The sequence below is a fragment of the Pseudoalteromonas rhizosphaerae genome, assembly GCF_028885455.1.
GTDB classification, from domain to species: Bacteria; Pseudomonadota; Gammaproteobacteria; order Enterobacterales; family Alteromonadaceae; genus Pseudoalteromonas; species Pseudoalteromonas rhizosphaerae.
The window spans coordinates 2,639,804-2,664,757 of the sequence record NZ_CP118496.1; the positions used below are offsets into that span (position 1 = coordinate 2,639,804).

The window sequence follows — 24,954 nt, forward strand, 5'->3', positions numbered from 1 at the left end:
AGCGGTGATGCTCTCTTTTCTTGTAACTGAGCTTGTGATCCATATTACAAATTTAAAACATGCAACTACTAATATAATAACAGGTTTTATATGTGGTGGGTGATACTGGACTTGAACCAGTGACCCTCGCCTTGTAAGGGCGATGCTCTCCCAACTGAGCTAATCACCCACATATAAATTAAAACGCTACTATTAAAATAAATAGTACTGGACTTTAACCAGTGAACTTCGCCGTTACTTGTAAATAGCGGTGATGCTCTCTTTTTTCCAACTGAGCTTGTGACTCATATAACAAATTTAAAACATGCAACTACTAATATAATAACAGGTTCTATATGTGGTGGGTGATACTGGACTTGAACCAGTGACCCTCGCCTTGTAAGGGCGATGCTCTCCCAACTGAGCTAATCACCCACATATAAATTAAAACGCTACTATTAAAATAAATAGTACTGGACTTTAACCAGTGAACCTCGCCGTTACTTGTAAATAGCGGTGATGCTCTCTTTTCTTAGAACTGAGCTAATCACCCACATCTAAACAACAACTCATTGCTACGTTGTTGTGGGGCGCTATTATAGATAGAGTTGTAAATGTGTCAACACTTGAATGAGGAAAAATGTTTTAGATGCAGGTTTTATAATCAATGAAGTAAGATTGAGATTGTTTTATAGCCAATTTACTTACATTCAATCTATATGTGCAATCAATTTACTCATTATTTAATGCAATACTTTAATAGCTAGTGGTGCCTGTTAGTCAAAAGCGGATTTGTTTTTTAATCATGAGGGAGGAAGGTTATAGTCAATCGCATTGAAAAATCCAAATACCGTTAGTTAAATACGATTGATATAAAACACCGACTGTAACTAATGGAGCCTCTGTGATCATATAAATAACTGACAATAGAGTAGGGGCGTTGCAGTTAATTGCTAGTATGTTCATCTTAAATTCGTTTTACTTGGTGATGAAAACGTTGTTGTGAAAAACAAGAAAAGACTCCGACTTTATTTTGCATATAAATGTATACCTTATTGTTTTGATGTTTTAGAATATATTTCACCTCAGTTAATCTAGATTGTGCGCCTTTCAGTCCTAATTTTTGTTTTGAAACAGCTCCCTTGCATGTATTTTGAGCGCCGCGGTTTATTCATTATTCAGTTTGTTGAAAATTAAACCGTTTAAAGAAAGTTACTGAAAAAAATGTTGACATTATTTTGGTGGCTGCATAGAATGCGCCCCGCACTCAGCGATACACAGCACGGTTTAACTGCGCAAGTGTTTAGCAAAATAAATTGGGGCTATAGCTCAGCTGGGAGAGCGCTTCGCTGGCAGTGAAGAGGTCTGCGGTTCGATCCCGCATAGCTCCACCAATTTATTAAAGTGTTTGTCCTAGGGTAGCAGTTTTCTGTGTCCCCATCGTCTAGAGGCCTAGGACACCGCCCTTTCACGGCGGTAACAGGGGTTCGAATCCCCTTGGGGACGCCACTTAACTTTTATAAGTTAAAGGCGGGTTAACCGAGAAAATAGCGAACAAATTAAGCTCGAGTCTTAATTTGTATTAATCGCAATTACCTTAAAAACTCATGATGTGAGTCTAACTAATCAATTGTCCTAGTGATACATTTATGTGTCCCCATCGTCTAGAGGCCTAGGACACCGCCCTTTCACGGCGGTAACAGGGGTTCGAATCCCCTTGGGGACGCCACTTACTATTTCTATAGTAGGTGTAGTGTTATTAAGATAGCTCGCCTGAAACGAGTTAAACCATTCAGTTGTCCTAGTGACACATTTATGTGTCCCCATCGTCTAGAGGCCTAGGACACCGCCCTTTCACGGCGGTAACAGGGGTTCGAATCCCCTTGGGGACGCCACTTACTATTTTCATAGTCAGTGCAGTGTTATGAAGCAGCTCGCCTGAAACGAGTTAAACTATTCAGTCGTCCTAGTGACACATATTCTGTGTCCCCATCGTCTAGAGGCCTAGGACACCGCCCTTTCACGGCGGTAACAGGGGTTCGAATCCCCTTGGGGACGCCACTTACTATTTTCATAGTCAGTGCAGTGTTATGAAGCAGCTCGCCTGAAACGAGTTAAACTATTCAGTCGTCCTAGTGACACATATTCTGTGTCCCCATCGTCTAGAGGCCTAGGACACCGCCCTTTCACGGCGGTAACAGGGGTTCGAATCCCCTTGGGGACGCCACTTACTTATTTTAAGTAATGTATAAAGCAGTGTGACACCTCACTCTCTATGCACGACGTTAACAAGAGTACTAATCTCTTGGGGACGCTACTTACTTATTTTAAATAGGGAAGTGCAGTGTTATTAAGCAGCTCGCCTGAAACGAGTTAAACCATTCAGTTGTCCTAGTGACACATATTCTGTGTCCCCATCGTCTAGAGGCCTAGGACACCGCCCTTTCTCGGCGGTAACAGGGGTTCGAATCCCCTTGGGGACGCCATTTACTTTTTTTAAGTAATGTGCAAGGAAGTGTGACACTGCACTCTCTATACACAACGTTAAAAAGAGTACTAACCTCTTGGGACGAAACTTACTATTTATTAGTAAGATGGCTTTTATTAAAAAGCCTGTAACATCAATTTAACTGCATTTCTATAGTTACTTCAGAATTATTCATCCAAGTTAAAATCTAAAAATTAAATCTTTTATATAATAATTCCTAAATTTTATTAGTATCTTTCCCTTTCTTATATTCAGCTTAAATAAACTTCATCTATGTTAGCGTACATATAAACGTCCAAATAAATAGGAGGTTATATGGCAAGTGGATGGGCACGAAAGGGTGCAATTCAAGATCAAATTGATGCCAGCGTTAATGATGCTGTGCAATATGCTAGAAGTAATTTAGTTTCTGGAGCTAGTGCCGAGCTATGTGAAGAATGTGATGAACCAATACTACAAGCACGAAGGCTCGCGTTACTTGGTGTGAAGTATTGTGTAAGTTGCCAAGCTGAACTAGAAGGTAAAGGCACGCTTTCTAAAGGGTTTAACCGACGTGCCAGTAAAGACAGTCAATTACGATAAAAAGGTGCATACAGCACCTTTTTTAATATCGTATCAGAGTTGAGCTTAAATAAATAAAAAGCGGATTAGCAAACCTATTACATATATTTGCTAAAATTTACTCATATTTTCTTTCTTCTGAATTAATTCAATTGAGTAGCCATCTGGATCTTTTACAAAAGCAATTTCTGTTGTGCCGCCTTTAACAGGTCCTGGCTCACGGCTAACATTGCCGCCAGCGGCCTTGATATCAGCACAGGCTTTATAGATATCATCAAACTCAATCGCGATATGACCATAGGCATTGCCTAAATCATAGCTGTCGGTATCCCAGTTATAGGTCAGCTCAAGTACTGCTGTGTCTTTTTCATCGCCATAGCCTACGAAGGCTAGGGTATAGCGATACTCTTCGTTATCAGCACGGCGTAACTCTTTCATGCCGAGTACTTGAGTATAAAACGCAATTGATTTATCTAGATCAGCAACCCGTAACATGGTGTGTAATAAACGCATTTAAACCCTCTTTAAAATTCACATAAATTTTTGATAACGCAGCTACTCTGTAACTACTGCTGCGCTGTTAAAATATCAATAATCCGATTATAAATTATTTCTGTGAGCAACACAGTATCATTGCCATTAGTATTTATAAACTGCACAACGACTGTATCGATATCTTTATAATAACGAGCAATGCTTGAATACCCTAATACCCAACCTGTGTGCTCATATTTATAGAGTGATGCGTACAAAGCTTGCTCTTGTTCACTAAAAAATGTGCCATTATTTAATGCCACAATAAAGTCGCCCACATCTTGTGCTGTTGCCACATACCCTTGATCAAGTGCTTTAAAATCATTTTCGTAGCCAACATAATAGCCACTCATTAATAGCGCTAAATTTATCTCATTTACAGACTCGAAGGTATTCGTTAAGCCCAATGGCGTTAAAATCTCGTTTTTAATAAATTGGTTATGGTCATAACCCAGCACATTAGACATGATTTTCCGCAGCAACAAATAATTAGTATTAGAATAGCCGTAATCAGCATTAGGACTAAAGTCAGCGGGAGTATCGAGTACTAATGCAAGCGGGTCGGGGTAGGTGATTGACCAATCAAAATGATCAGTGTCTGTGTAATTGGGTATGCCACTTCTGTGCTTTACCATCATTCGTAGTGTTATCTTATCTGCATTTTCAATGCGTCCAATTAACGATGGAAGATAATCAGCCAGTGTTTTATCCACATCAATTAGTCCAGCAGAGGCAAGTTTTGTTAAGGCTGATGCATCATACAGCTTACGGATACTGCCAATCTTAAACAAAGCAGTAGCATAAGCGGGGATTTTTTGATCTCGATTATGCCAACCGTTTGCAAAAGATTCAGGTTGCTGTCCTTGTATATGAATATACACAATAATGCCATCGACTCCTTGTTCAATAGCCTCTTGTGTTTGTTCTTTGATCGTCGCCGGTAGCGGTTGCAAGTAATATAAAGCAAACTGCCAAGGGGCAAAAAAGTATATGCTCATGATGGTGACAATAAATGCAGCAATGCGCATTAAAGTAAGCGTTTTTTTGTTCTTAACTAGCATTATTACGCATCCGCTTCATTTATTTTTGTAGTGTCAGGGTCAGTTCTTTAATCTACTATACTTCGTATTATTTACTCTGTCTTATCTTTAAATTCTGACGTGATATTACCTAATACTAACATGAGCTTAGCACGCCAAGTTCTATTAAAGTGGCCTAGAATTATAACGCACTAAACAGCAATATCGTGTGACATTGCTGTTTAGTTATAAGGAGTTCGACTGTATTAAAGTATATTTTTACTTTTGAACTTTGCCCTTAAGAACATAGATTTCACCATCAAAACTCCCTTGAATCGTCAAACCTTGTCCTGCTAACTCTTTAAGGTACTCTATATGTTCCTCTGTAATATGCTGTCCCGGCACCAAAAGAGGAATGCCTGGCGGATAGGGGGTGACTAAACCGGCACAAATACGGTTGTTACTTTTACCGATAGGCACAGATTCGCGCTCGCCATAAAAGGCATCGCTTGGAATACACGCTAAGTCTATGGCTGGTAGATTCTCAGGCAAGCGAGATCGTCGCGTCGATTTTGACAACTTCACTTTACCGCTGTCGAGTTTTTTGAGCGCATTATAAAGACGAATTATTTTTGAGCGCGTGCCGCCAAGCGTCAGTAACACTAAGATGGTGCTGTGAGTGTACTTCTCTATTTCTAGGCCAATTTCATCCAGCAGGTATTTATGAATATCCTTTAATGAATAAGGTAATTCGCTAATATCGATGAGAATTTTTAGCGGATCGTGACCCATGTTATCACCACTAAAGTGCGGAAATATTTCCATAAAGTCTTGCTTACCTAGCACTTTAATTTGCTTGAGTGAAGCCATTTGTTGTTTAAATTCTTCCACATGGTTCAACAAAGCATTGAGTAACTTATATCCTTCCATCTCTAACTGCTTTTGGCACACGTCAAGCGATGCGATAAGCTGATATTTTGGCGATGTACTGGCGTAAATACTGTAAATCTCGCGAAAGAAATCAGCATCGAAATCGGGATCGTTAACATGAATATAAGACGCCTGAGAAAACGCCGATACCACTTTATGTGCTGAATGGGTGACGTAGTCAGCGCCAGCATGAATGGCGGAATAGTATCGTAGGCTTGGATGAAACAGAGAGTAAGCAAACCACGCTTCGTCAATAAATACTTTAATACCATGTTGATGGGCAAAATCAACTACTTGTTTCAGATCGCTCAGTAGGCCATCGTAAGTACAACCCGTGAGGACTAGCAATTTCGCATCGGTATTTTGTTCTATCGCCTGTTTAATGTCGGCCAACGACGGCGGCGCGAAGATGCCATATTTTGGATTTAAAATACTAGACAAATAAACAGGTAAACTAGCTGATTGTAAAATGCCATAGTGCACAGATTTATGGCAATTGCGGTCGATGATCACTTTATCGCCCTTGCGTAGCAATGTCTGCAAGATGATTTTATTTGAGGTAGACGACCCATTGGTAACGAAATAGGTATGCTTAACCTCAAACGTCGCCGCTGCTGACTCTTGGGCACGGCCAATGGTATTGGTGCTATCTGACAATGAACCTAACGAATCGACTGAAACCGACAGGTCGCCAACGAACACATTACGACCATAAAACTGATAAAAATCTTTGATATAAGGGGAATTTCTAAAGCTAGAGCCACCGCTGTGTCCCGGTGTATGCCAAGAGTCGTTTGCTTCGCCAACATAACGGCGATACGCCGTCCAAAATGGGGTTTCTGAGCGGTCATCGAAATCGTTGATCATATAGCCTAAAATTGCTTCAGGATCAGAAATCACCTCATCTTTAAAGAAAAAAGACTCAATCTCCTCCGACTCATTAACGATTTCTAGCCCTTTCGTATCATCGCCAATAACATAAACAGGCAACTCAAGGCGGATCCCCTTTAACTGCTCGATAAAGCGACTATAAGTTCGCTCGCCAACCTTATTTTGCAAATCCCAGCTAAGCACTACGGCCTGAATATCGCCATCTTCCTCTACAATGTCCAACGCTTGTTTTAACTCAAGACGCTCAATAATATCGATATGAATATCATCTCGCTCAAAATTTGGGATGGTTTTCGACAGATTAGTAGAAAGCTCTTGCAAGGTGGCGGGGTCTTGCTCAATTAACAAGATACGAAGTATAGGTAACATAGGAATTCTCGCAATAAAATTTCATAATGCTCAACAGCATAACTAAAGGATTGACGCTTGTGAAATTAATACTTTGAAAATGTTTAATGAAATGTGCTATTTCATTAATAGGGTTTAAGTATAAAAGTGTTTTATCTAGATGGATTGCTGATAGGTTTGAAATGTTAACAATGATAGCCAATAAAAATAACACTACATGTAGTCATACCAATCTGCCAAATTATGTGATCTAATTAGCACACTGGTACTTATGTATTTTTACTAAGTTGAACTTAGAAAAATCCAAGCAACTTTTAGCTTTATCATGTAAAGAGCCTAATGCAAGAAAACGCATACGCCTGCTTGCTGTTTCATGATTCTTTGAGGGGGAAGCGCCTAAATACAGCAAGCGGCAGTGTCAATAAATGGGTTTCAAACTACCTTAACAATGGAGTTGGATACGGCAACACTGCCTATCTAATCGTGTGTGTAGTATTTATGAAGAAATAGTCGAACAGATTTTGCAAGCGTGGAATAAATCCATCTAAGTAGCTGACACGGTTAAAAGCATATGCTCTAGAGACTGGATCAAATTGACTTGATCTTTATGCAGATTCGTATCAATTAGCTCTAGAGCTGACCCCCCTTTACCTGAGGATAATCACAATTAGTGAATTCGAAGAACTAAAAAGAATCGATAAACAGATTTACCTGATTGTTTTTAAAAGTCGCCATTTGAGATAAATTATATAACTAAATTAAAAAAGCCGCATAGAAGCGACTTTTATATTAAATACTAATTTAGGCTAGGTTGATTAGACGCTAGGCCAATCATCATTCATAGTGAATTTATTTATAAATATATTGTTACCTTTTAAATTTTTCATATAATCACCTATTGTTTACCTATTTCAGATTTAATGACCTTAAAAAAGTCTTCAAACTCATTATTGGTGCTTCTAAGACTAGCAAGATCTTCATCATCTTGCAAACCTTTATAGAATCTATTCTTATCAGAATCTGTACGCGCATTTTGCCACGCAAGTTTTAAGTTTTCAATTACTTTAGACGCAGGTTCGCCATTTAAGTTCAAATAGCATGCTAAATTAAAAAAACCTAGCCTTGAAGGAGATAGTTCAACAGACTTTTTAACATGTTGAACTGCCTTGAATACATTACCTCTACGTTTTTCACATAGGGCTAGCCAATGGTATGCTGCGGGATTATTATCATCTCTAGGTAAAAACTCTGTCTCTAAAAGTTCTACGGCCTTAGTAAATTCTTCATTTCTAGCGTGGCTTTCGGCCTTCAAAAGAAGGTTTTGTAAGTACAAATTACCAACTTTATCTTTTTGTGTATTCAATTCAAGCTCAAAGTTCTTTTCTTGTGCCTTTAAAGAATCAACTTCATCTTTGAATTGCTCCTCTTGCTTTTTCAATGCATCAACTTCTTGCTGGACCTTTTTTAAAGCTGCGTTGCTGATCAGTGAAATAATAGGCAGTCCTGAGTACCCACCGATAACTCCGATCGCGAGCAAATAAAACATGTATTGAACTATTACTGATATTTTTGTTGGATGGTCCAAAGCATTAGCCAAGTCCATACCGAACACAATCATAACAACTGCTAAAGCTACATAAGCTCCACAAAAGCCAATAAACATATGTCCATATGCTCCAGTGTCAGACATTTTTCCATTGAATAGGAGTTGATGTGATTTTTCACTTTCAAGAGCGTGGACCAATCCCCCACATATACCGCCAAAGCCAACGAGAAATACTAATGAAAGTACAGCGGCAACTCCTGGCTCGATCATAAAGCTTTCTTGGCTGGTAATTACTAATAATGAGTTACTAACAATCACAAAAAAGCCGCATAAAATACTTAATATGAATATGCCAACTAGTAGTTTTTTGAAAACCTTCATATATTCTCCTTTTATTTTTTAATTATTCCGTTTTATCTTTAAACTCACACAAATCTTCAATAATACAGCTGCCACATTTTGGTTTACGGGCAACACAGGTATAGCGACCATGTAAAATAAGCCAGTGATGTACGTCTACTTTAAATTCTTTGGGGATCACTTTTTCGAGCTTTTGTTCAACGGCGACCACGTCTTTACCCATAGCAAGCTTAGTACGGTTTGATACACGGAATATATGCGTATCTACAGCGATGGTGGGCCAGCCGAAGGCGGTGTTGAGTACCACATTGGCAGTTTTACGGCCAACGCCGGGTAGGGCTTCTAGGGCTTCGCGATTCTCAGGCACTTCGCTGCTGTGCTTATCAACTAAAATTTGGCACATTTTGTACACATTGGCAGCTTTGGAATTAAACAAACCGATGGTTTTAATGTAATCGCGTAGCGTATCGTGACCTAAATCTAAAATAGCTTGTGGCGTATTGGCGACGGGAAAGAGCTTACGGGTGGCTTTATTTACCCCAACGTCAGTTGCTTGTGCTGATAGCGTTACCGCAACTAACAGTTCAAACGGGCTTGAATATTCAAGCTCGGTTTCTGGATGTGGGTTTTGCTCGCGCAAGCGAGAGAGTATTTCGTATCGTTTTTCTTTATTCATGCAACTTAAACGCACAGTAAATACTGTGCGCTTCCCCTTAAGTTAAACTGGTGACCCTTGCTCGTGGGCCTTTTTCGGCCACTGGTGGTGCTACTTGCTTTGCTTTTATTTGCGCATCAATGACATTTTTAGCAGCAATCAGTAAGCCCAAACCTAAAAATGCACCGGGTGGTAAAATAGCGAGCAAAAATTGATTATCAAAACTAAATACTTCAATGCGTAAAACCGATGCCCATGGGCCCAGTAGTAAATCGGCGCCATCAAATAAGGTACCTTGGCCAATAAGCTCACGCATTGCGCCAAGCACAACCAGTACTACCATAAAGCCAGAGCCCATCATTAAACCGTCAAACGCTGATAAATGAATCGGGTTCTTAGAGGCATACGCTTCAGCGCGGCCGATAATAGCGCAGTTAGTAACTATCAGTGGAATAAATATTCCCAGCGATTGATATAAGCCAAACGTATAGGCATTCATTAATAGCTGCACTATGGTTACAAAGCCTGCGATAAACATCACAAATACAGGAATACGGATATCTTTTGGCACAAAATTACGCACCGCAGAAATTGTGACGTTCGAGCCAACTAATACCAGCAGAGTGGCTAAACCGAGGCCCATCGCATTGGTTATCGTTGATGTTACGGCCAGTAGTGGGCACAAACCGAGTAATTGCACGAGGGCAGGGTTGTTTTTCCACATTCCTTCGTTAAACAGTTCTTTTAATTGGCTCATGGCTCACCTATTTGGCATGCGTTATCAGCACTAAATACCGCATCGAAATTGTTTTTTGAGAATAACACAGCGTGTTTTACTGAGCCAACCACGGCGCGTGGTGTAATGGTAGCGCCAGTGAATTGATCAAAGTCTCCGCCATCTTTTTTTACTGCCCAGCGAGTATCGTCGTCATCAAGTACAGTTTTATCTTTAAATGAGGTGATCCAAAGAGATTTTTTCATTTCTACTTTATCACCAAGACCAGGCGTTTCTTCGTGTTTAGTAACACGTACTCCGGCAACGTCCCCGTTTGCAAATACGGCAGTTAATAAACTTATATCGCCGCTATAACCTTTTGGCGTCACGTGGCGCATTACTAAAGCAACAGGTTGGCCACCCTTGCGAGCACGATAAACGGTTTGTGGTTTATTACCAAGTAGTGGATCATCAATGATGGCACAATCTTGATAAAGAGTATTATCGTAAAAATTAGGGGCGAGTACATCTTGCAGCTGTAATGAAAGTTGTTTGCGCTCTTGCTCTGCAATACTGTCAGCCGTGAGGTTATGGATAATACCAACAGCGCCGGTAGTGAGCAGGGCAAACAGGGCTAAAATAGCGCCATTTTTTGTCATTGATGAAATAATCATTTATTCACCCCATGGCCATAAGTACGTGGTTGAGTGTAATAGTCTATCAGTGGCACGGCCATATTGAGTAGTAACACAGCAAACGCCATGGCATCTGGGTAACCGCCAAAAGTACGGATCAAATAAACTAATAAACCAATCAATGCGCCGTAAATTAACCGGCCGCGATTAGTGGTAGCTGCCGAAACCGGATCCGTGGCTATGAAAAAGGCCCCTAACATGGTTGCGCCACTAAATAAATGAAATACCATACCAGGCTCAGTACCAGGTGCTGCGATATAACCAATTGCGCTGCACACAGCAATTGATGCAAGTACACCAACTGGGATATGCCAATTTATAACTTTGGCTTTAATAAGGTATAAGCCACCGATTAAAAAGCCAAGATTTACCCAGCCCCAACCTTGTCCTAACCAACTATTAAAAATAGCGGCTTGCATGCTTTCAGATACGGTTAAACCATGAGCGATATCAGTCTTGATGGTATCCAAAGGTGTGGCCATTGTTACGCCATCAACCCCAACTCTAAGTTGATCAACACTAAAACCTGCACTGGTAAAGCCATTAAAAATAACGCTAAGCTGTTGAGTAAGACTAATTGGGTTTGCGAGTAAGTCACTAACTGGCATCCAAGTGGTCATTTGCACAGGGAACGAAATAAGCAATAACACGTATGCAGCCATGGCAGGGTTAAATAAATTGAAACCAAGGCCACCATAGAGCTGTTTAACAATGACGATGGCAAAAAAGCTACCGATCACAATAACCCACCATTGGGCGAGTGGCGGAATACTTAATGCTAATAAGACCGCAGTAAGCCATGCACTGCCATCTCCAAGCGCAGGCCATACAGGGCGCTTGCGAATAAGCATAATAATGGCTTCACTGATACTAACCGTGACTAACGCTAAAATTAGCTGGATCAATACACCCGTACCAAAAAAATACAGTTGTGCGATAAGTCCAGGAATACAGGCTAAGATCACTGTTTGCATCAACCTGCTAAGTGATTTATGACTGTGGCTATGCGGCGAACTGGCCATCGTTAGCTTCATTACTTATCACTTCCTTCTTGTTGTAATTTTTTAGCCTTTGCACGGGCAATCGCAGCGGCAACAGCGGCCTTTTTCTTATCTTGTGCGGTCTGTTCTGGTTTATCTTCAGCGATTTCAGCTTCGTTTATCGCTGTAGCCGAAGTTTCATTTTCAGCATCGTCGTTTTCTTCGCTAGCCGCTTGTTCAGCTTGTGCAGCCTTTTTCGCTTTCGCGCGGGCAATGGCTGCAGCGACAGCGGCTTTTTTATCATCGGCAGGTGAGGCTGTAGCGACTTCACTTTTAGAGTTGTCGTTTTCTACGCTTGCTGCTTGTGCTGCCTTTTTCGCTTTTGCACGAGCAATAGCAGCAGCGACAGCGGCTTTTTTATCATCGGCAGGTGAGGCTGTAGCGACTTCACTTTCAGAATTGTCGTTTTCTACGCTAGCCGCTTGTTCAGCTTTTGCAGCCTTTTTCGCTTTAGCGCGGGCAATGGCGGCAGCGACAGCGGCTTTTTTATCATCGGCAGGTGAGGCTGTAGCGACTTCACTTTCAGAGTTGTCGCTTTCTACGCTTGCTGCTTGTGCTGCCTTTTTCGCTTTTGCACGAGCAATAGCAGCAGTGACAGCGGCTTTTTTATCATCGGCAGGTGAGGCTGTAGCGACTTCACTTTCAGAGTTGTCGTTTTCTACGCTTGCTGCTGGTTCAGCCTGTGCTGCCTTTTTTGCTTTAGCACGAGCAATTGCAGCGGCTACAGCGGCTTTTTTATCATCAGTAGGTGCGGCAGTCGTGTTATTGCTTTCATCTTCTGATGCCGCCGCTTTTTTCGCTTTAGCGCGGGCAATCGCAGCGGCCACGGCTGACTTTTTATCATCCGGATCAGCAGCTGTACTGCTTGCGGCTTTTTGCTCTTTGTATTTGCGAGCTTGCTCTTTGCGCGCTGCGCGCTCTAATGCTACGTCACTGTTATCTGGTTCAAGCGTTGCTTCTTGATTTTGTTTTTTAGCTTTGGCGCGAGCAATTGCAGCGGCCACAGCTGATTTGTCGTCATCTTTTGCTGGTTTGTTTTTAACGCGTGCTAGAGCATCGGCAATTTTTTGTTTTTCGTCAGCCGATTTTTCAGCAGCTGGTTTGCGTTTATGGCGATTTTGTCGTGCTTCTTGCTCCCGCTCTAGGCGTTGTTTTCGAAGTTCAAAGCGCTCTTTCGCACGTTCAGCTTTAACTTGCTCAGCTTGCTGTTCTTTTATTTCAACTTTAGCCACACGGTAATACTGCACCAGCGGAATTTCACTTGGGCACACATACGCGCAAGCACCGCATTCAATACAATCAAACAGGTTATGCTCTTTCAGTTTGTCGTATTCTTTTGATTTAGCAAACCATTGTAATTGCTGAGGCAACAGTGAAGCAGGGCAGGCATCAGCACAAGCACTACAACGAATACAGGCTTTTTCAGGGCCGGGCTCTGCCAGCTCATCATGATCTGGGGCTAAAATACAGTTAGTGGTTTTTACCACGCCGATACGCACCGTTGGCAAAGTAAAGCCCATCATAGGGCCGCCCATTACAACGCGTTGCTGTGGCACTGGTGAAAAGCCTTGGCAATCAAGTAGATGTTTTATTTCAGTACCTAATAAAGCCCATACATTACCCGGATTATGAATTGTATTACCTGTTACCGTAATAACACGTTCAATTAGTGGCTTACCTTCATAGACAGCTTGATGAACAGCAAATAAAGTGCCGACGTTTTGTACTAACACACCGATATCTGCTGGAATTCCCCCACTAGGGACTTCTTTATTGGTAAGTAGCTTAATTAATTGCTTTTCACCACCAGAAGGATAAACAGTAGGAACTGTTTGAATGATTATTTTGTCATTATACTCAGCCGCTGCCTGCATGGCTGCGATGGCCTCTGGTTTGTTATCTTCTATACCAACGATAGTAAGTGTTGGTGTAAGCAATTGCTGCATGATCTCTATGCCAGCAATAATGCCTGCAGCATGCTCACGCATTAGTACATCATCAGCAGTAATATAGGGCTCACATTCCACTGCATTAACAATAAAATACTCAATTGCTTTGCGACTATCTGCTTTAATATAAGTTGGGAATCCTGCACCGCCCATACCGGCAATACCACGGTCATGAATTATATCGATAAGTTGCTCGTGAGAAAGCTGGCTTGGTGTTGTCACCGGTGCTAACGCACACCAGCTATCTTGGCCATCGGGCTCAATAATTACACACAATTCAGGCAATGCCGATGGATGCGCAGACGGCATTTGGCAAATATCAGTAATAGTCCCAGAAGTGGGGGCGTGTATTGGCACCGACCAATTCGCAACAGGCTTTGTAAGTGCTTGCCCTTTAAGTACCTGTTGGCCTTTTTCGACGATCAGTTGACCGTTAGCACCAATATGTTGTTTTAATGGCACAACGAGTTTGTCAGGCAAAGGTAAACGGGCGATTGCTTGACTGTTGGAAATTGTTTTTTGTCCCGGTGGATGAATGCCACCTGGAAACGGCCACACTTTACCTTGTTTTATCTGTGCGATTAGCTTTTCCATAGGGAGCCCTTAATCAATCTGTGTTACTGGGATTGCATCTAGTTGCCATTTCCACGTTTGCTTAGTGGTTTCTACAGGCAGCATATCAATACAGTCAACAGGACAAGGTTCAACACATAAGTCACAACCCGTACATTCATCAATTAAAACAGTATGCATTTGGCGCGTGGCACCAACAATGGCATCGACAGGACAAGCTTGAATACATTTGGTACAACCAATACATTCATCTTCACGTATATAGGCAACGGTTTTTATCGGCTCGGCTTGTTCGCCACCGGCAAGGGGTTTAGCTTCAACACCCATTAAGTCAGCTAATTTTTTTACTGTCGCATCGCCACCTGGTGGACATTTATTAATTTCATCGCCATTGGCGATGGCTTCTGCATAAGGGCGACAACCCGGATAGCCACACTGGCCGCACTGTGTTTGCGGTAATATAGTATCGATCTGTTCAACAATCGGATTACTTTGCACTCGATAGCGCACAGCAGCAAATCCTAAGATCAAACCAAAAATGAGTGCTAGGGTTCCCAGCGCAATCAAGGCATAAAACAAGGTCATGTTAAAACTTCACTAATCCTGTAAAGCCCATAAAGGCCATCGACATTAAGCCTGCGGTGATCATCGCAATCGATGCGCCTTTAAAGGGGGTAGGTACGTCAGCAGCGGTTAAGCGTTCACGAAGAGCTGCAAATAATACCAGTACCATAGAAAAACCAACAGCAGCGCCAAAGCCATATACTGCAGATTGTAAAAACGTATGATCCTCTTTGACATTTAGTAACGCAACACCTAAGACCGCACAGTTTGTGGTGATCAAAGGTAAAAATATACCGAGTAAGCGATACAGCGTAGGGCTGGTTTTTCTGACTACCATTTCGGTAAACTGAACCACCACCGCAATCACTAAAATAAAGCTTAGAGTACGTAAATACGTGATATCAAGTGGGATCAAAATATATTGATTAACTAGATAGCTTGTTACAGAGGCAAGTGTTAACACAAAAGTGGTCGCAAGTGACATGCCTATAGCTGTATCCAGTTTGCCAGATACACCCATAAACGGGCATAGACCTAAAAATTGTACTAACACAAAGTTATTAACCAGTACTGTGCCGATCAACAGCAATACATATTCTGTCATGTTCGCCTCAAGCTATAATAAACGCCGACATTATCCTTTTTTATTGGCTGTTTAACAACACGTAGAAGGTAAATAAACGGCTCATTTAATAATGATAGTGAATTGCATTTAGAATTTTATAGCATGATAAATAAAGATTAACTGTTCATTAACCTAGTTACTGACATTTGGAATGATAAAGCAGATCAGGGGAGGGGGAAATAAACTACTAGAAAACTAAAAAGGTGCTCAAAGCACCTTTTAGATTGATTAAATATCTTTTGGCTTTTCGATGTAATAACCTTGCACACCATCAAGACATAAAGTTTCAATAATGTGTTTTTCTTCTTGGCTTTCAACACCCTCAGCAAAAACACTAACACCAATTCGATGCGCGAGGTCGACCATTAAACGCATAAAGTATTGGTTATTTTTATCTTCTTCAAGGCCGCGAGTATAGCTTGCATCCATTTTGATAAAGTCAGGTTTTAAATCGCGGAAAAACTTAAACGAGGTTAAACCAACACCAAATCGTTCTACCGTGATCCGAGCACCAACACGGTGGATCATATCTATAAAGCGTTTACTGGCTTTAATATTTTGCTGTAAGCCAAATTCACTCACTTCGAATACCAGTTTTGAGGCAATATTTGTGTCTTTTAATAAACGTCGCTCTAGCCAAATTACGAACTGATCATTGTGTGCGCTTGAGGCGGTAACATTCAAACCAAAGAATTTTTCAGAGAAATTACGGCTCTTAATTTTTTCCAGTGATGAATTAATGATTAACTGATCAATTTCCATCGCCATATCAAGCTTTTCAGCCATAGCTAAAAATGAAGCGGTAGGCAATACTTGGTTTTCTGTTGTTTTAAAGCGCACTTGAATTTCAGCGTAGGCCTTCATGCTTTTACCAATTGGCATAATGTTTTGCATTACCAGATGTACACGCTCAGCTTCAATTACTTCATTAATCACTTTACGCCAGTTTTGATTGCCAAATCCTGCACTTACATTATTAACTAAATCAGTTTCGCGTTGTATATGCCAGGCGTTAGCTTGTTTTGATTGGGCCATGCTCATAGCATTGTCTACTATCGAAAGTAGCTCACCTAAGGGTTTGCCTTTTTCATAAGCGACGATCCCAGTATTTGCTACTGAGCTTAATTCTTGGTTTTGCTGATATTGAGTAAATCGAGATTGTAAGTTATCACCAAAACGTTCAGATTCCTTGAGAGGAGTGTTAGGCAGCACAATCGCGAAATCTGAGCTATTCAAACGAAAAACTTTACTGCCTGTATATGTGCCGCTGATATGTTTAATAATATCAGCCACAGCTTTGACATACTCGTCACCTTTTTGGTAACCACGAGTTTGGTTGATTGCTTGTAATTCACTACAACGAACCATCGCCAAAGAGCCAAAGGTGCTTTTTTCACTGCTTTCAATGTACTTCTCATAATATTCAACAAACATATTACGGTTGCCAAGTTCAGTAACTACATCTTTATAAGCTTCTTGCTTGATAGAATGTGCGGCATTTTGAATATCATCATGCTTACTTTGTAAAAAGTGCGACAGGCGATTAAAGCTCGGCACTAGGTCAACGCCCAGTTGTTTTATTTTGCTGCTATTAATTGCTGTTTCAAGACCGTTGTTGACTTGATTTTGATTGATATAAACATCAATTATCTCAGCCACTGTCATGCTTATATTTCTATTTAGCTTACTAAACATGGTTTTCATAAACACAATGGGAATAATTGCCATTAAACCTGACACTAAAATAACAATAAACAACGCTTGTTGGAGTATCAACCCAAGGTTATTGGCATTAATAGTAAATTCAACTTTGATATCAGACGCTTGATTAACAGCAAATTGAGGACGGATAGAGTTAAAGCTGGTGTTAACTAATTGCGCAATGGCTGGTAATGAAGTAGGGGATGTAATATTTATAAGTTCTTTACCTTGCTGATCACGCAAAATAAATGAAGAAAAAGTATTACCGTCAGCAAGCACTTGCTGAAGTTTATCTGGTGCTATATCGACAATAGAATGTTTACTAATATAGTTGTTTACCACTGATTGCGTTTTATGTTGTGCATCGCTTACTGCGTTGTCAAACGCTGACGCAACAAAATAGCCACCAATACTTGCAAACAACAGCCAAGATATTAATTGAATAAATATGAGTTTTTTGAAACCAGCCATGTCTTATTCTTTTTAGTAGATCAAAGGGAAGGAATCAGATCCTTGATTAATCAAATTATTTTACACTTATTAAATGTGTATTAAAAAGAAATATTTTGATTGTAGTAGAGTAGTGGAATTGTTTAGGAAAGTCTAATTGATTCTTTAAGTTGGCTCCCCCTCCCCGACTCGAACGGGGGACCTGCGGATTAACAGTCCGTCGCTCTAACCAACTGAGCTAAGGGGGAACTACAATACTTAAATTTTATATGATTTGGCTCCCCCTCCCCGACTCGAACGGGGGACCTGCGGATTAACAGTCCGTCGCTCTAACCAACTGAGCTAAGGGGGAACAATAATCATATTACATAAACTTGGCTCCCCCTCCCCGACTCGAACGGGGGACCTGCGGATTAACAGTCCGTCGCTCTAACCAACTGAGCTAAGGGGGAATCGTTTATGGCTGAAAAGACTGGCTCCCCCTCCCCGACTCGAACGGGGGACCTGCGGATTAACAGTCCGTCGCTCTAACCAACTGAGCTAAGGGGGAAGCGTATGTGCCTTTCAACGGGGCGAAATATTAATGACCGCGCTGCAAAGTGTCAACACATAAAACCGGATAAACAAAAAAAAGCAGTCTGTTCGATGTTTTTATGTTCGATCTGGCTGTTTTGTGGCTTTTTTTCTCCCTATTTGAGTCGTGTAGATCGAGATGTGGCATAAAATTATGGTTTTTAACGACTAAAAAACAAACAAGTTAACCGCCAAGCAAATTATAAAAGTGATCATTTATCTAGTTTTGTACGAATAAATTTATGAAATGTACTTTTTTAACGTTAGCTAATAAAAGCGCAAATTCGCAATAATTAAATTTACTTATGCATTTAATTAGTCGTTAACGAAAAATGCCGAGAAAAAAATGACATACAGATCTGAACCCTTAGTTTAGCGACTTAATACCCATGAAAATAGCAAGGAAATATATATATATTGTTTTATTTCAATTGGTTAAATTTATTTTTTCATATTGAATGGGCGTTTAAATAAATGTGACAGGTCATTGGTACTGTAACTAACAGATCTAAATGATAAACAGGGAATAGATAAGAATAGATGGGAAAACGCGGGAGAAATAAGGGTTTAAGCCCAGTTTAAGTAAAATTAAGTGCGATCTTAAAAAGTGCGAAAAAATGATAATTTTAAGTGCGAAACCGCGATAAACACGGCTTGCATTGATAAATTAAAAAATAAGCTCAGCTTTTACAATTTTACCTAAAAGCCCCAGTGTTTTTAAAATATAGCGTGACTCAGTCTCGCCACCTTCAACACTAAATACCAGGTCTTTACGCTCAGTGTTATCAAATACTAATTTCAGCTTTGTTGCTGTAAGTACCAACTTTGCAGCGAAATGCTCACCATTCATAGGGTTAAGAAACGCGTACATGCTATTAGCATCAATTGCTTTTGAACTTGTATTTATAAAAACCGTAGCACCAGTAGGGATCAGCTTGTGTGATACCTCATTAAGCTTAACCTGCATTAATTCACTTGAAGTTTTATAAATTTGTTTAACTTCATAAATGCCTGATTTTTCAGGCTCTAAAGAGCTGACAGCGCGGTTTACAGCGCTTTGAGACGCTTTAGAATCATCTAGTCGCTTTAATAAAACATCAATAAAAGGCACATCAACCAAGGCCGCAAACTCCACCAAATAATCAAGCGGAGGATCGCGGCTGTCCTCATATTTAGATTGAGTATTACGATGCACTCCTGTGCGCTCAGCAACAGTGCCGATGTCTAAGAACTTGCGTTCTCTAAGCGCTTTTAAATACTGATTGAATGCAGCCATACCCGTTAATAATCTGCTGAAAGGTGTACATAATAATTATTTAAACACACATTTCAGTGCATACAAAATAAAAACAACAAAAGTGTAGCTTTTCAAACCGCGATCCTTTCGCACTTGAAAGCGCGAAGCGCGATCCCGCCAAACTAAATATTTTAAAAAATAAATATCAATTTAAATCAATTGCTTATGTTAAATGCACACCGTTGTGTGCAAATAAAACTTGTATGCACAATTTTGTATGCGTATATTTGTGTGCATGAATACAAAATACACATTAAAGGGTGCATGAAATGGAACGTGCAAATTGTCCAGGTTGGACGGTAACAGAAATAAAAGCAGCACTAGAGAGCGAAGGGTGGTCATGTAGGCAGCTTTCATTTAGTCGCGGTTATGCGTCGAATGCTGTGCAAACTGCATTGCATAGACCTTACCCTCTAGTTGAAAAAATCATTGCCGAAGTAATTGGCGTGAGCGCCTTTGAAATATGGCCTGAACGCTATGGTAAAGATGGCAAGCCAAATCGTAAAGCTGGGCGTCGCAGTAACAAAAGGAGTGTGTAATGGAACTATACACAGCACATCAAATTGCAGCATATATGCTCGTTAATAAGCGCAGCATACAAATCAAAGCAAAAAATGAGAATTGGCCTTTTACTGAAATAAAAGGGCGAGGTGGGAAAGTACGCAAGTATGCACTTGCTGATCTTCCTGCACACATTTGTGTGCAGGTGAAAGAGGCAATACTTAAAGAAACAGCCAGCCCAGCAGCCGAAGCCGGAAAAGCTTATCTTGCTGTAAATGAACAAAGTGATCGTTTTAATCAAGAGCAAGCAACACAACAAAAGCATCAGCAATTAAAGCAGTTAGCAGGGCTTGATAACATCCCGCCTAAAGCAAGTGCGAAAAATCACATTTTAAAAGCAGCTGAAAACTTTGTAAGTGCGAATAACCTTGCAAAAGTTGCTGGTTTTGACTTGTTCAGTGAACGCTATAACCAAGGCATGTTAGATATTCCAGCAGAGTACAAAAGCTTAATACCTTCTGTTTCTCGCATCACATTGATCCGCTGGCAAAAAACAGTGCAGCAGAAAGGCATTGCAGGGCTTGCTGTAAAAATTAAGCGATCAGGTAAATCAATTATCGACTCTGATCCAGAGCTAAGCGATTTTTGCATCGCTATGATTTATCAATACCCGCATGTAAAAGCCACGCAAGTAAAAGAGGGGTTAATAGCTCGTTTTTACAGCCAGGGTAAAGCAATCCCAGCAGAGACCACAATCCGCGAATGGCTAACACGTTGGAAGCGTGAAAACAGCGCACTTTATACCAAAATGGCAAACCCAGATGCTTGGAAAAACAAGTATATGTCTGCCATGGGTAAAATGGACGAAAACATTAAACGTATTAATCAGTTATGGGAGTTCGATTCAACCCCATCTGACGTAATGCTCGTTGATGGCCGTCACTCGCTGATAGGTATTATCGACGTATTTACACGCCGTACTAAAGTTGTGATCCACCCAACGAGTGACAGCACAGGTATTTGTTTAGTTATCCGCAAAGCAATACTCGACTGGGGCATCCCAGAGATTGCTCGTACTGATAACGGTAAAGACTACACATCAATTCAAATTACCAGCGTATTCGATGCACTCGACATAAAGCACGAAACAACACGCCCATTTAGCGGTGAAGAAAAGCCATATATCGAGCGCTTTTTCAAAACCTTCTCGCACGACATAGCAGAGCTGTTAACGGGTTATATCGGCCATAACGTATCTGAACGCCAAGCGATTGAAGCACGCAAAACCTTTGCACAGCGCTTATTAGCAAAGCAGGGCGGCGATAAATCAGCAATCGAAATCAACATGACAGCCCAACAGCTGCAAGAGTTCGTAGATAACTGGATAGAAAGCCGCTACCACCACAAGCCACATAGCAACGTTGGTAATAAAACACCATTCGATTTATTCGCAGCAAGCCGCGACCAAATCAGAGTGATCAAAGACGAGCGTTTGCTTGATGTAATGCTACAGCCAATACCATCAAATCGCGGTTTACGCATGGTAGGCAAAGAGGGCATAAAACTAAGTGGTGGTTTCTATATAGCACCGGAACTAGGCGCAATCGTCGGTGATGAAGTGCTATGCAAGTGGGATCCTAAAAACGTAGGCCGCATTTACGTATTTAATCGCATGAATAGTGAGTTTATTTGTATCGCAGTAGACCACGAAATTGAATCAGCTGGTATGACGCGTCAAGACGTTGCGCAACATGCAAAACGTAGCCAAGCAGCTTCTACATCACGCAAGCTAAAAGAGCTTAAAAAGACAGCTAAATCAGTAAACGTATCTGATATAGCAAACGAAGTACTCAGCCATTACACAACCCAAAATAAAGCACTGGCAACACTGCCTAAGCAATCAGTTGAGCACACTAACGTCATTACCCAGTCAGCTATAAAAGCACTTGATAGCAAGCCTGTCACAACCTACAGCGACGAGCAATTAAGCGAATTTGAACAGCGCCGTAAGCAGTTAGAAAACGAAGCCGCCGCAGCCAATGTAAACCCAACACCGTTATTCAATAACACCCGTGATAAAGCCATGTATCACAAAAAACAGCGCTTAACTAATCAGTTAAGTGATGTAGATGCAGGTTGGCTTAATACGTGGGAACAGCAAAACCGTGCCTTATCAGCACGACTAGATGATCTTTTAACAGAAATGAACGCAGCACCTGCTGCACCAACTCAATTACACAAACAGTAAAGGAATAAACCATGAAAACTAAAATCGCAATCGTAAGCAATGTTGTAGCCACACAATTAATGGTTGAATCGTTGAATCAGCGCGCGTATGGCGTGCCAGGCATTGGTTTAATTTACGGTGAGCCAGGACTAGGCAAAACCACCGCTACGGCATGGCTGGTAAACCGCTGTAACGGCATCTACATTCGTGCAACGTCCGGTATGACATTAGCCCAGTTACTGCGCCAAATAGTTAAAGAGCTGAGCGGTCCTGACATACACACTAAAGAGGGCATGCTCAATTACATCATTGAAAGCATGGCAACGTCCGAAAACCCACGCACCTTGTTTATAGACGAGGCTGACTACTTACTAAACGACAAAGAAGCCTTAGAAAGTGTACGTGATATACACGACTTAACCAGCTGCCCAGTAGTGTTAATTGGCATGGAAGCAGTACGCCGTAAATTGCAACGCCATAAGCAGTTTTATAGCCGTATCAGCGAGTGGTTAGAGTTCATGCCAACGCAGTTTGAAGACCTGCAAATCATCGTTAGTGCAGTCATAGAGCCAACGCTCACAATCCAAGACGACTTATTAAAACAGCTACTTAGTGACACTGGCGGTGAAGTACGCCGCATCATCACAGGACTTTCAAAAGTAGAGGCATTTGCACTGGCTAACGGCTTAACCAGCATCGACCTACAGCAGTGGGGCTCAAAAGAATTTTTCCTTAAAAAAGCGTAGGGGAAAACCAGTGAGCCGCCAACAATTACAAGACGCATGGCAAGCAATGAGAATCCTAAAGCGATTCTCATTGCAGCAAGTGCGCGATGCAGTACAGCACACCACATTAGACAGCCTAAAAGCCTTTGCAAAGCGCTTGGTCGCAGCAAATGCAATTGCTGAACATGTTGATCACGAGGACGTTAACTACAGCGTTTTAAATGCCAGTTATAACCCGTTTGAACAGCCTGTAAACCGTGGTGAAAAAAACCAGAACTCAGGGAGACAACGTATGTGGCAATCAATGCGCATCCTAAACGAATTTGACGCAGGACAAGTGGCAAGCACCGCTGACGTCTCGCTGTCATCAGCTCGCTCATATATCTCAATACTCAAAAAAGCAGGGTACATATTTGTAGTTAAAAACGCCCCGCGTTCAGGCTCATTAATTGAGCGAGCAGGAGAAACAACCATTTACAAAATGCTTAAAAACACAGGCCCCAAGCGGCCAATACCTAAAACCAAAGGCGTTTTTGATGCCAACTCAAATAAATTAGTCAAATTCAAGCCAATCACGCGTAAACCCGTGCAAATGGCCCCTGTAAAGCTAGGAGAGGCACATGACTACCAATAATTGGTTAGACGTTTTAAAGGAAGAAACAGCAAAGCAAGGGATGCGTGCTGTAGCTGAAAAGCTCGGCGTCAGTAAAGCAACGGTTAGCCAAGTGGTAAACGACAAGTACAAAGCCTCTACGCACGTAATACAACAGCGTGTAGAGGGCGTGTTTATGGCGTTTGTAGTTAATTGCCCAATCTTAGACGACATACCAGTAAACGTATGCCTAGAGCATCAGGCTAGAAAATTTGCCGCAACCAATCATGTACGTGTCGCGCTTTATAGAGCATGCCGTAACGGTTGCCCCCACTCAAAACTATGCGGGAGTAAATAACCATGGAACTACGCAACACACTAAAAGAGTTACAAAAACAAGGGCTGCAAGTTATCAGCTCACACAAAGGCTTTAGCCGACACATCATCGAAGTGGCAGGCAAAGCCCCAGCACATTTACCAGTAATAACCGAAACCAAAAACGGGCAAACGCGCCAAGTTCGCCCAGCAAAACTACACGGTCAAATCATCATGTTTATAGAAGGATAAACCACCATGCCACAAGATTTTTTAGTTAATCATAAAGGCCATCAAGTGCCACTTAAAGGCATTCGCCCAGCCGACATAATTCGCCATGAGTTTGTGCAGTCAGCCATTGCCAAAGCTAAAGAGCAAAGCCAAGCCCTTGCTGAATTTAAAAAGCAGCAAATGAGCGAGTTTGACGCATTTATGGGCTTACTAGCCCAAGATTACGCAGTAGAAATGGGCGGTAAAAAGGGCAACGTCACGCTACGCAGTTTTGATCACAAGCAAAAAATCACCCTGCAAGTACAAGAGAGCATCGAGCTTGGCCCAGAGCTACTAGTAGCAAAGGAGCTAATAGACGAGTGTTTAAACGAGTGGAGCGAGGGCGCAAACGAAAACCTCAAACTCATTATTGAGCAAACTTTTGCCACGGACAAAAAAGGCAAGGTTTCAGTGCAAAAAGTGCTAGGGCTACGCCGCCTTAAAATCACCGACGACAGCGGTAAATGGCAGCGTGCCATGGACATCATAGCCGATGCAATTCAAGTCATAGACTCAACCCGCTTTATTCGTTTTTACGAAACCATAGGCGAGCAAGAACGCGCAATCTCACTTGATATAGCCAAGCTGTAGGGAGTACTAACCATGGAAGTTAAATCAACAATTCAAGTAAACGAACACAGCGACTTACAAAGCATTGTAACCCTCGTAGCTAAAAGCAAAGAGCCAGTAAATATTAACTTTGTATTTCAAAACATCACCTTTGTAGTGCAAAGCCAGCTGGTTGGCATCAACCCACCAGAGCAAAAAGGCATATCACAACCCAGTTAAGTAACCCAAAAGCGCGCACGGATGCGGCTTTTTATCAAAGCT

At 41.4% G+C, this 24,954-nt stretch carries 22 protein-coding genes and 13 tRNA genes; 16 read left to right on the top strand and 19 right to left on the bottom strand.

All coding sequences use genetic code 11. From position 1 onward, the window contains the following. Positions 1–93: 93 nt before the first annotated feature. Both PVK79_RS11100 and PVK79_RS11105 read right to left on the bottom strand, forming a co-directional pair. Positions 94–169, bottom strand: a tRNA-Val gene (locus tag PVK79_RS11100). Positions 170–338: 169 nt separating this feature from the next. Beyond that, positions 339–414 (bottom strand) — tRNA-Val (locus PVK79_RS11105). Between the two features lie 883 nt (positions 415–1,297). Between PVK79_RS11105 and PVK79_RS11110 the strand changes: the two genes are divergently transcribed. The 8 genes from PVK79_RS11110 (at position 1,298) to PVK79_RS11145 (ending at position 3,049) form a co-directional block, all read left to right on the top strand. Then, a tRNA-Ala gene (locus PVK79_RS11110) sits at positions 1,298–1,373 on the top strand. A 39-nt stretch (positions 1,374–1,412) separates the two neighbouring features. After that, positions 1,413–1,488: transfer RNA gene (locus PVK79_RS11115), tRNA-Glu, on the top strand. 144 nt (positions 1,489–1,632) lie between these two features. Continuing rightward, positions 1,633–1,708, top strand: a tRNA-Glu gene (locus PVK79_RS11120). A gap of 90 nt (positions 1,709–1,798) precedes the next feature. Beyond that, a tRNA-Glu gene (locus PVK79_RS11125) sits at positions 1,799–1,874 on the top strand. A gap of 90 nt (positions 1,875–1,964) precedes the next feature. Continuing rightward, a tRNA-Glu gene (locus PVK79_RS11130) sits at positions 1,965–2,040 on the top strand. A gap of 90 nt (positions 2,041–2,130) precedes the next feature. After that, positions 2,131–2,206: transfer RNA gene (locus PVK79_RS11135), tRNA-Glu, on the top strand. A gap of 183 nt (positions 2,207–2,389) precedes the next feature. Continuing rightward, positions 2,390–2,465, top strand: a tRNA-Glu gene (locus PVK79_RS11140). Between the two features lie 317 nt (positions 2,466–2,782). Further along, the gene (locus PVK79_RS11145; RefSeq protein WP_257325570.1) at positions 2,783–3,049 is read left to right on the top strand and encodes a DksA/TraR family C4-type zinc finger protein; all 267 of its coding nucleotides are present in this window, start codon (positions 2,783–2,785) and stop codon (positions 3,047–3,049) included. 90 nt (positions 3,050–3,139) lie between these two features. Here the strand turns inward: PVK79_RS11145 and gloA are convergent, their stop codons facing one another. The 17 genes from gloA to PVK79_RS11230 form a co-directional block, all read right to left on the bottom strand. Continuing rightward, positions 3,140–3,541, bottom strand: a complete 402-nt coding sequence (gene gloA, locus PVK79_RS11150; RefSeq protein ID WP_145240703.1) for a lactoylglutathione lyase — start codon at positions 3,539–3,541, stop codon at positions 3,140–3,142. A 53-nt stretch (positions 3,542–3,594) separates the two neighbouring features. Next, positions 3,595–4,626, bottom strand: coding sequence for a serine hydrolase domain-containing protein (locus PVK79_RS11155; protein WP_257326359.1), 1,032 nt, complete (start codon positions 4,624–4,626; stop codon positions 3,595–3,597). A gap of 234 nt (positions 4,627–4,860) precedes the next feature. Beyond that, a complete protein-coding gene (locus tag PVK79_RS11160) occupies positions 4,861–6,771 on the bottom strand; it encodes an aminotransferase class V-fold PLP-dependent enzyme (protein WP_182760203.1) in 1,911 nt (636 codons plus the stop codon). Positions 6,772–7,645: 874 nt separating this feature from the next. Beyond that, positions 7,646–8,677, bottom strand: coding sequence for a tetratricopeptide repeat protein (locus PVK79_RS11165; protein ID WP_257325571.1), 1,032 nt, complete (start codon positions 8,675–8,677; stop codon positions 7,646–7,648). Positions 8,678–8,699: 22 nt separating this feature from the next. Beyond that, positions 8,700–9,332: an endonuclease III gene (gene nth / locus PVK79_RS11170; RefSeq protein WP_257325572.1), complete on the bottom strand. Its 633-nt coding sequence runs from the start codon at positions 9,330–9,332 to the stop codon at positions 8,700–8,702. A gap of 37 nt (positions 9,333–9,369) precedes the next feature. Further along, the gene (locus PVK79_RS11175; protein WP_145240717.1) at positions 9,370–10,068 is read right to left on the bottom strand and encodes an electron transport complex subunit E; all 699 of its coding nucleotides are present in this window, start codon (positions 10,066–10,068) and stop codon (positions 9,370–9,372) included. Beyond that, positions 10,065–10,700 carry an electron transport complex subunit RsxG gene (rsxG, locus tag PVK79_RS11180; RefSeq protein WP_182760208.1) on the bottom strand — a complete coding sequence of 212 codons (636 nt, stop codon included), beginning with the start codon at positions 10,698–10,700 and terminating at the stop codon, positions 10,065–10,067. The genes PVK79_RS11175 and rsxG overlap by 4 nt, the downstream gene beginning before the upstream one ends. Then, entirely contained in the window at positions 10,697–11,755 is a 1,059-nt protein-coding gene (gene rsxD, locus PVK79_RS11185; protein ID WP_257325573.1) for an electron transport complex subunit RsxD, read from the bottom strand. Before rsxD ends, rsxG begins: the two co-directional genes overlap by 4 nt. Continuing rightward, a complete protein-coding gene (rsxC, locus tag PVK79_RS11190; RefSeq protein WP_257325574.1) occupies positions 11,755–14,304 on the bottom strand; it encodes an electron transport complex subunit RsxC in 2,550 nt (849 codons plus the stop codon). The genes rsxD and rsxC overlap by 1 nt, the downstream gene beginning before the upstream one ends. A gap of 9 nt (positions 14,305–14,313) precedes the next feature. After that, entirely contained in the window at positions 14,314–14,868 is a 555-nt protein-coding gene (gene rsxB, locus PVK79_RS11195) for an electron transport complex subunit RsxB (RefSeq protein ID WP_145240725.1), read from the bottom strand. Between the two features lies 1 nt (position 14,869). Further along, positions 14,870–15,451, bottom strand: coding sequence for an electron transport complex subunit RsxA (rsxA, locus tag PVK79_RS11200; protein ID WP_145240727.1), 582 nt, complete (start codon positions 15,449–15,451; stop codon positions 14,870–14,872). Positions 15,452–15,700: 249 nt separating this feature from the next. Further along, the gene (locus PVK79_RS11205; protein ID WP_145240729.1) at positions 15,701–17,644 is read right to left on the bottom strand and encodes an EAL domain-containing protein; all 1,944 of its coding nucleotides are present in this window, start codon (positions 17,642–17,644) and stop codon (positions 15,701–15,703) included. A 150-nt stretch (positions 17,645–17,794) separates the two neighbouring features. After that, positions 17,795–17,871 (bottom strand) — tRNA-Asn (locus PVK79_RS11210). Positions 17,872–17,898: 27 nt separating this feature from the next. Continuing rightward, positions 17,899–17,975, bottom strand: a tRNA-Asn gene (locus PVK79_RS11215). Positions 17,976–17,998: 23 nt separating this feature from the next. Further along, positions 17,999–18,075: transfer RNA gene (locus tag PVK79_RS11220), tRNA-Asn, on the bottom strand. A gap of 21 nt (positions 18,076–18,096) precedes the next feature. Then, a tRNA-Asn gene (locus tag PVK79_RS11225) sits at positions 18,097–18,173 on the bottom strand. Between the two features lie 690 nt (positions 18,174–18,863). Then, the gene (locus PVK79_RS11230; protein WP_257325575.1) at positions 18,864–19,472 is read right to left on the bottom strand and encodes a helix-turn-helix domain-containing protein; all 609 of its coding nucleotides are present in this window, start codon (positions 19,470–19,472) and stop codon (positions 18,864–18,866) included. A 290-nt stretch (positions 19,473–19,762) separates the two neighbouring features. On the opposite strand from PVK79_RS11230, the gene PVK79_RS11235 reads away from it, so the two are divergent. From PVK79_RS11235 to PVK79_RS11270, 8 genes are read left to right on the top strand one after another with little or no spacing between them, the layout of a single operon-like run. Continuing rightward, a complete protein-coding gene (locus PVK79_RS11235; RefSeq protein WP_257325576.1) occupies positions 19,763–20,032 on the top strand; it encodes a helix-turn-helix domain-containing protein in 270 nt (89 codons plus the stop codon). Beyond that, the gene (locus PVK79_RS11240) at positions 20,032–22,242 is read left to right on the top strand and encodes a Mu transposase C-terminal domain-containing protein (protein ID WP_257325577.1); all 2,211 of its coding nucleotides are present in this window, start codon (positions 20,032–20,034) and stop codon (positions 22,240–22,242) included. Before PVK79_RS11235 ends, PVK79_RS11240 begins: the two co-directional genes overlap by 1 nt. Before the next feature lie 11 nt (positions 22,243–22,253). Next, positions 22,254–22,967: an AAA family ATPase gene (locus tag PVK79_RS11245; protein ID WP_257325578.1), complete on the top strand. Its 714-nt coding sequence runs from the start codon at positions 22,254–22,256 to the stop codon at positions 22,965–22,967. A gap of 10 nt (positions 22,968–22,977) precedes the next feature. Then, a complete protein-coding gene (locus PVK79_RS11250) occupies positions 22,978–23,580 on the top strand; it encodes a hypothetical protein (protein WP_257325579.1) in 603 nt (200 codons plus the stop codon). Then, positions 23,567–23,896, top strand: a complete 330-nt coding sequence (locus PVK79_RS11255) for a LacI family DNA-binding transcriptional regulator (RefSeq protein WP_257325580.1) — start codon at positions 23,567–23,569, stop codon at positions 23,894–23,896. Before PVK79_RS11250 ends, PVK79_RS11255 begins: the two co-directional genes overlap by 14 nt. Before the next feature lie 2 nt (positions 23,897–23,898). Next, on the top strand, positions 23,899–24,105 hold the full coding sequence (locus PVK79_RS11260) for a hypothetical protein (protein ID WP_257325581.1): 207 nt from the start codon (positions 23,899–23,901) through the stop codon (positions 24,103–24,105). Positions 24,106–24,111: 6 nt separating this feature from the next. Then, the gene (locus PVK79_RS11265; protein WP_257325582.1) at positions 24,112–24,714 is read left to right on the top strand and encodes a DUF3164 family protein; all 603 of its coding nucleotides are present in this window, start codon (positions 24,112–24,114) and stop codon (positions 24,712–24,714) included. Between the two features lie 12 nt (positions 24,715–24,726). Continuing rightward, entirely contained in the window at positions 24,727–24,912 is a 186-nt protein-coding gene (locus PVK79_RS11270; RefSeq protein WP_257325583.1) for a hypothetical protein, read from the top strand. Positions 24,913–24,954 lie beyond the last annotated feature (42 nt).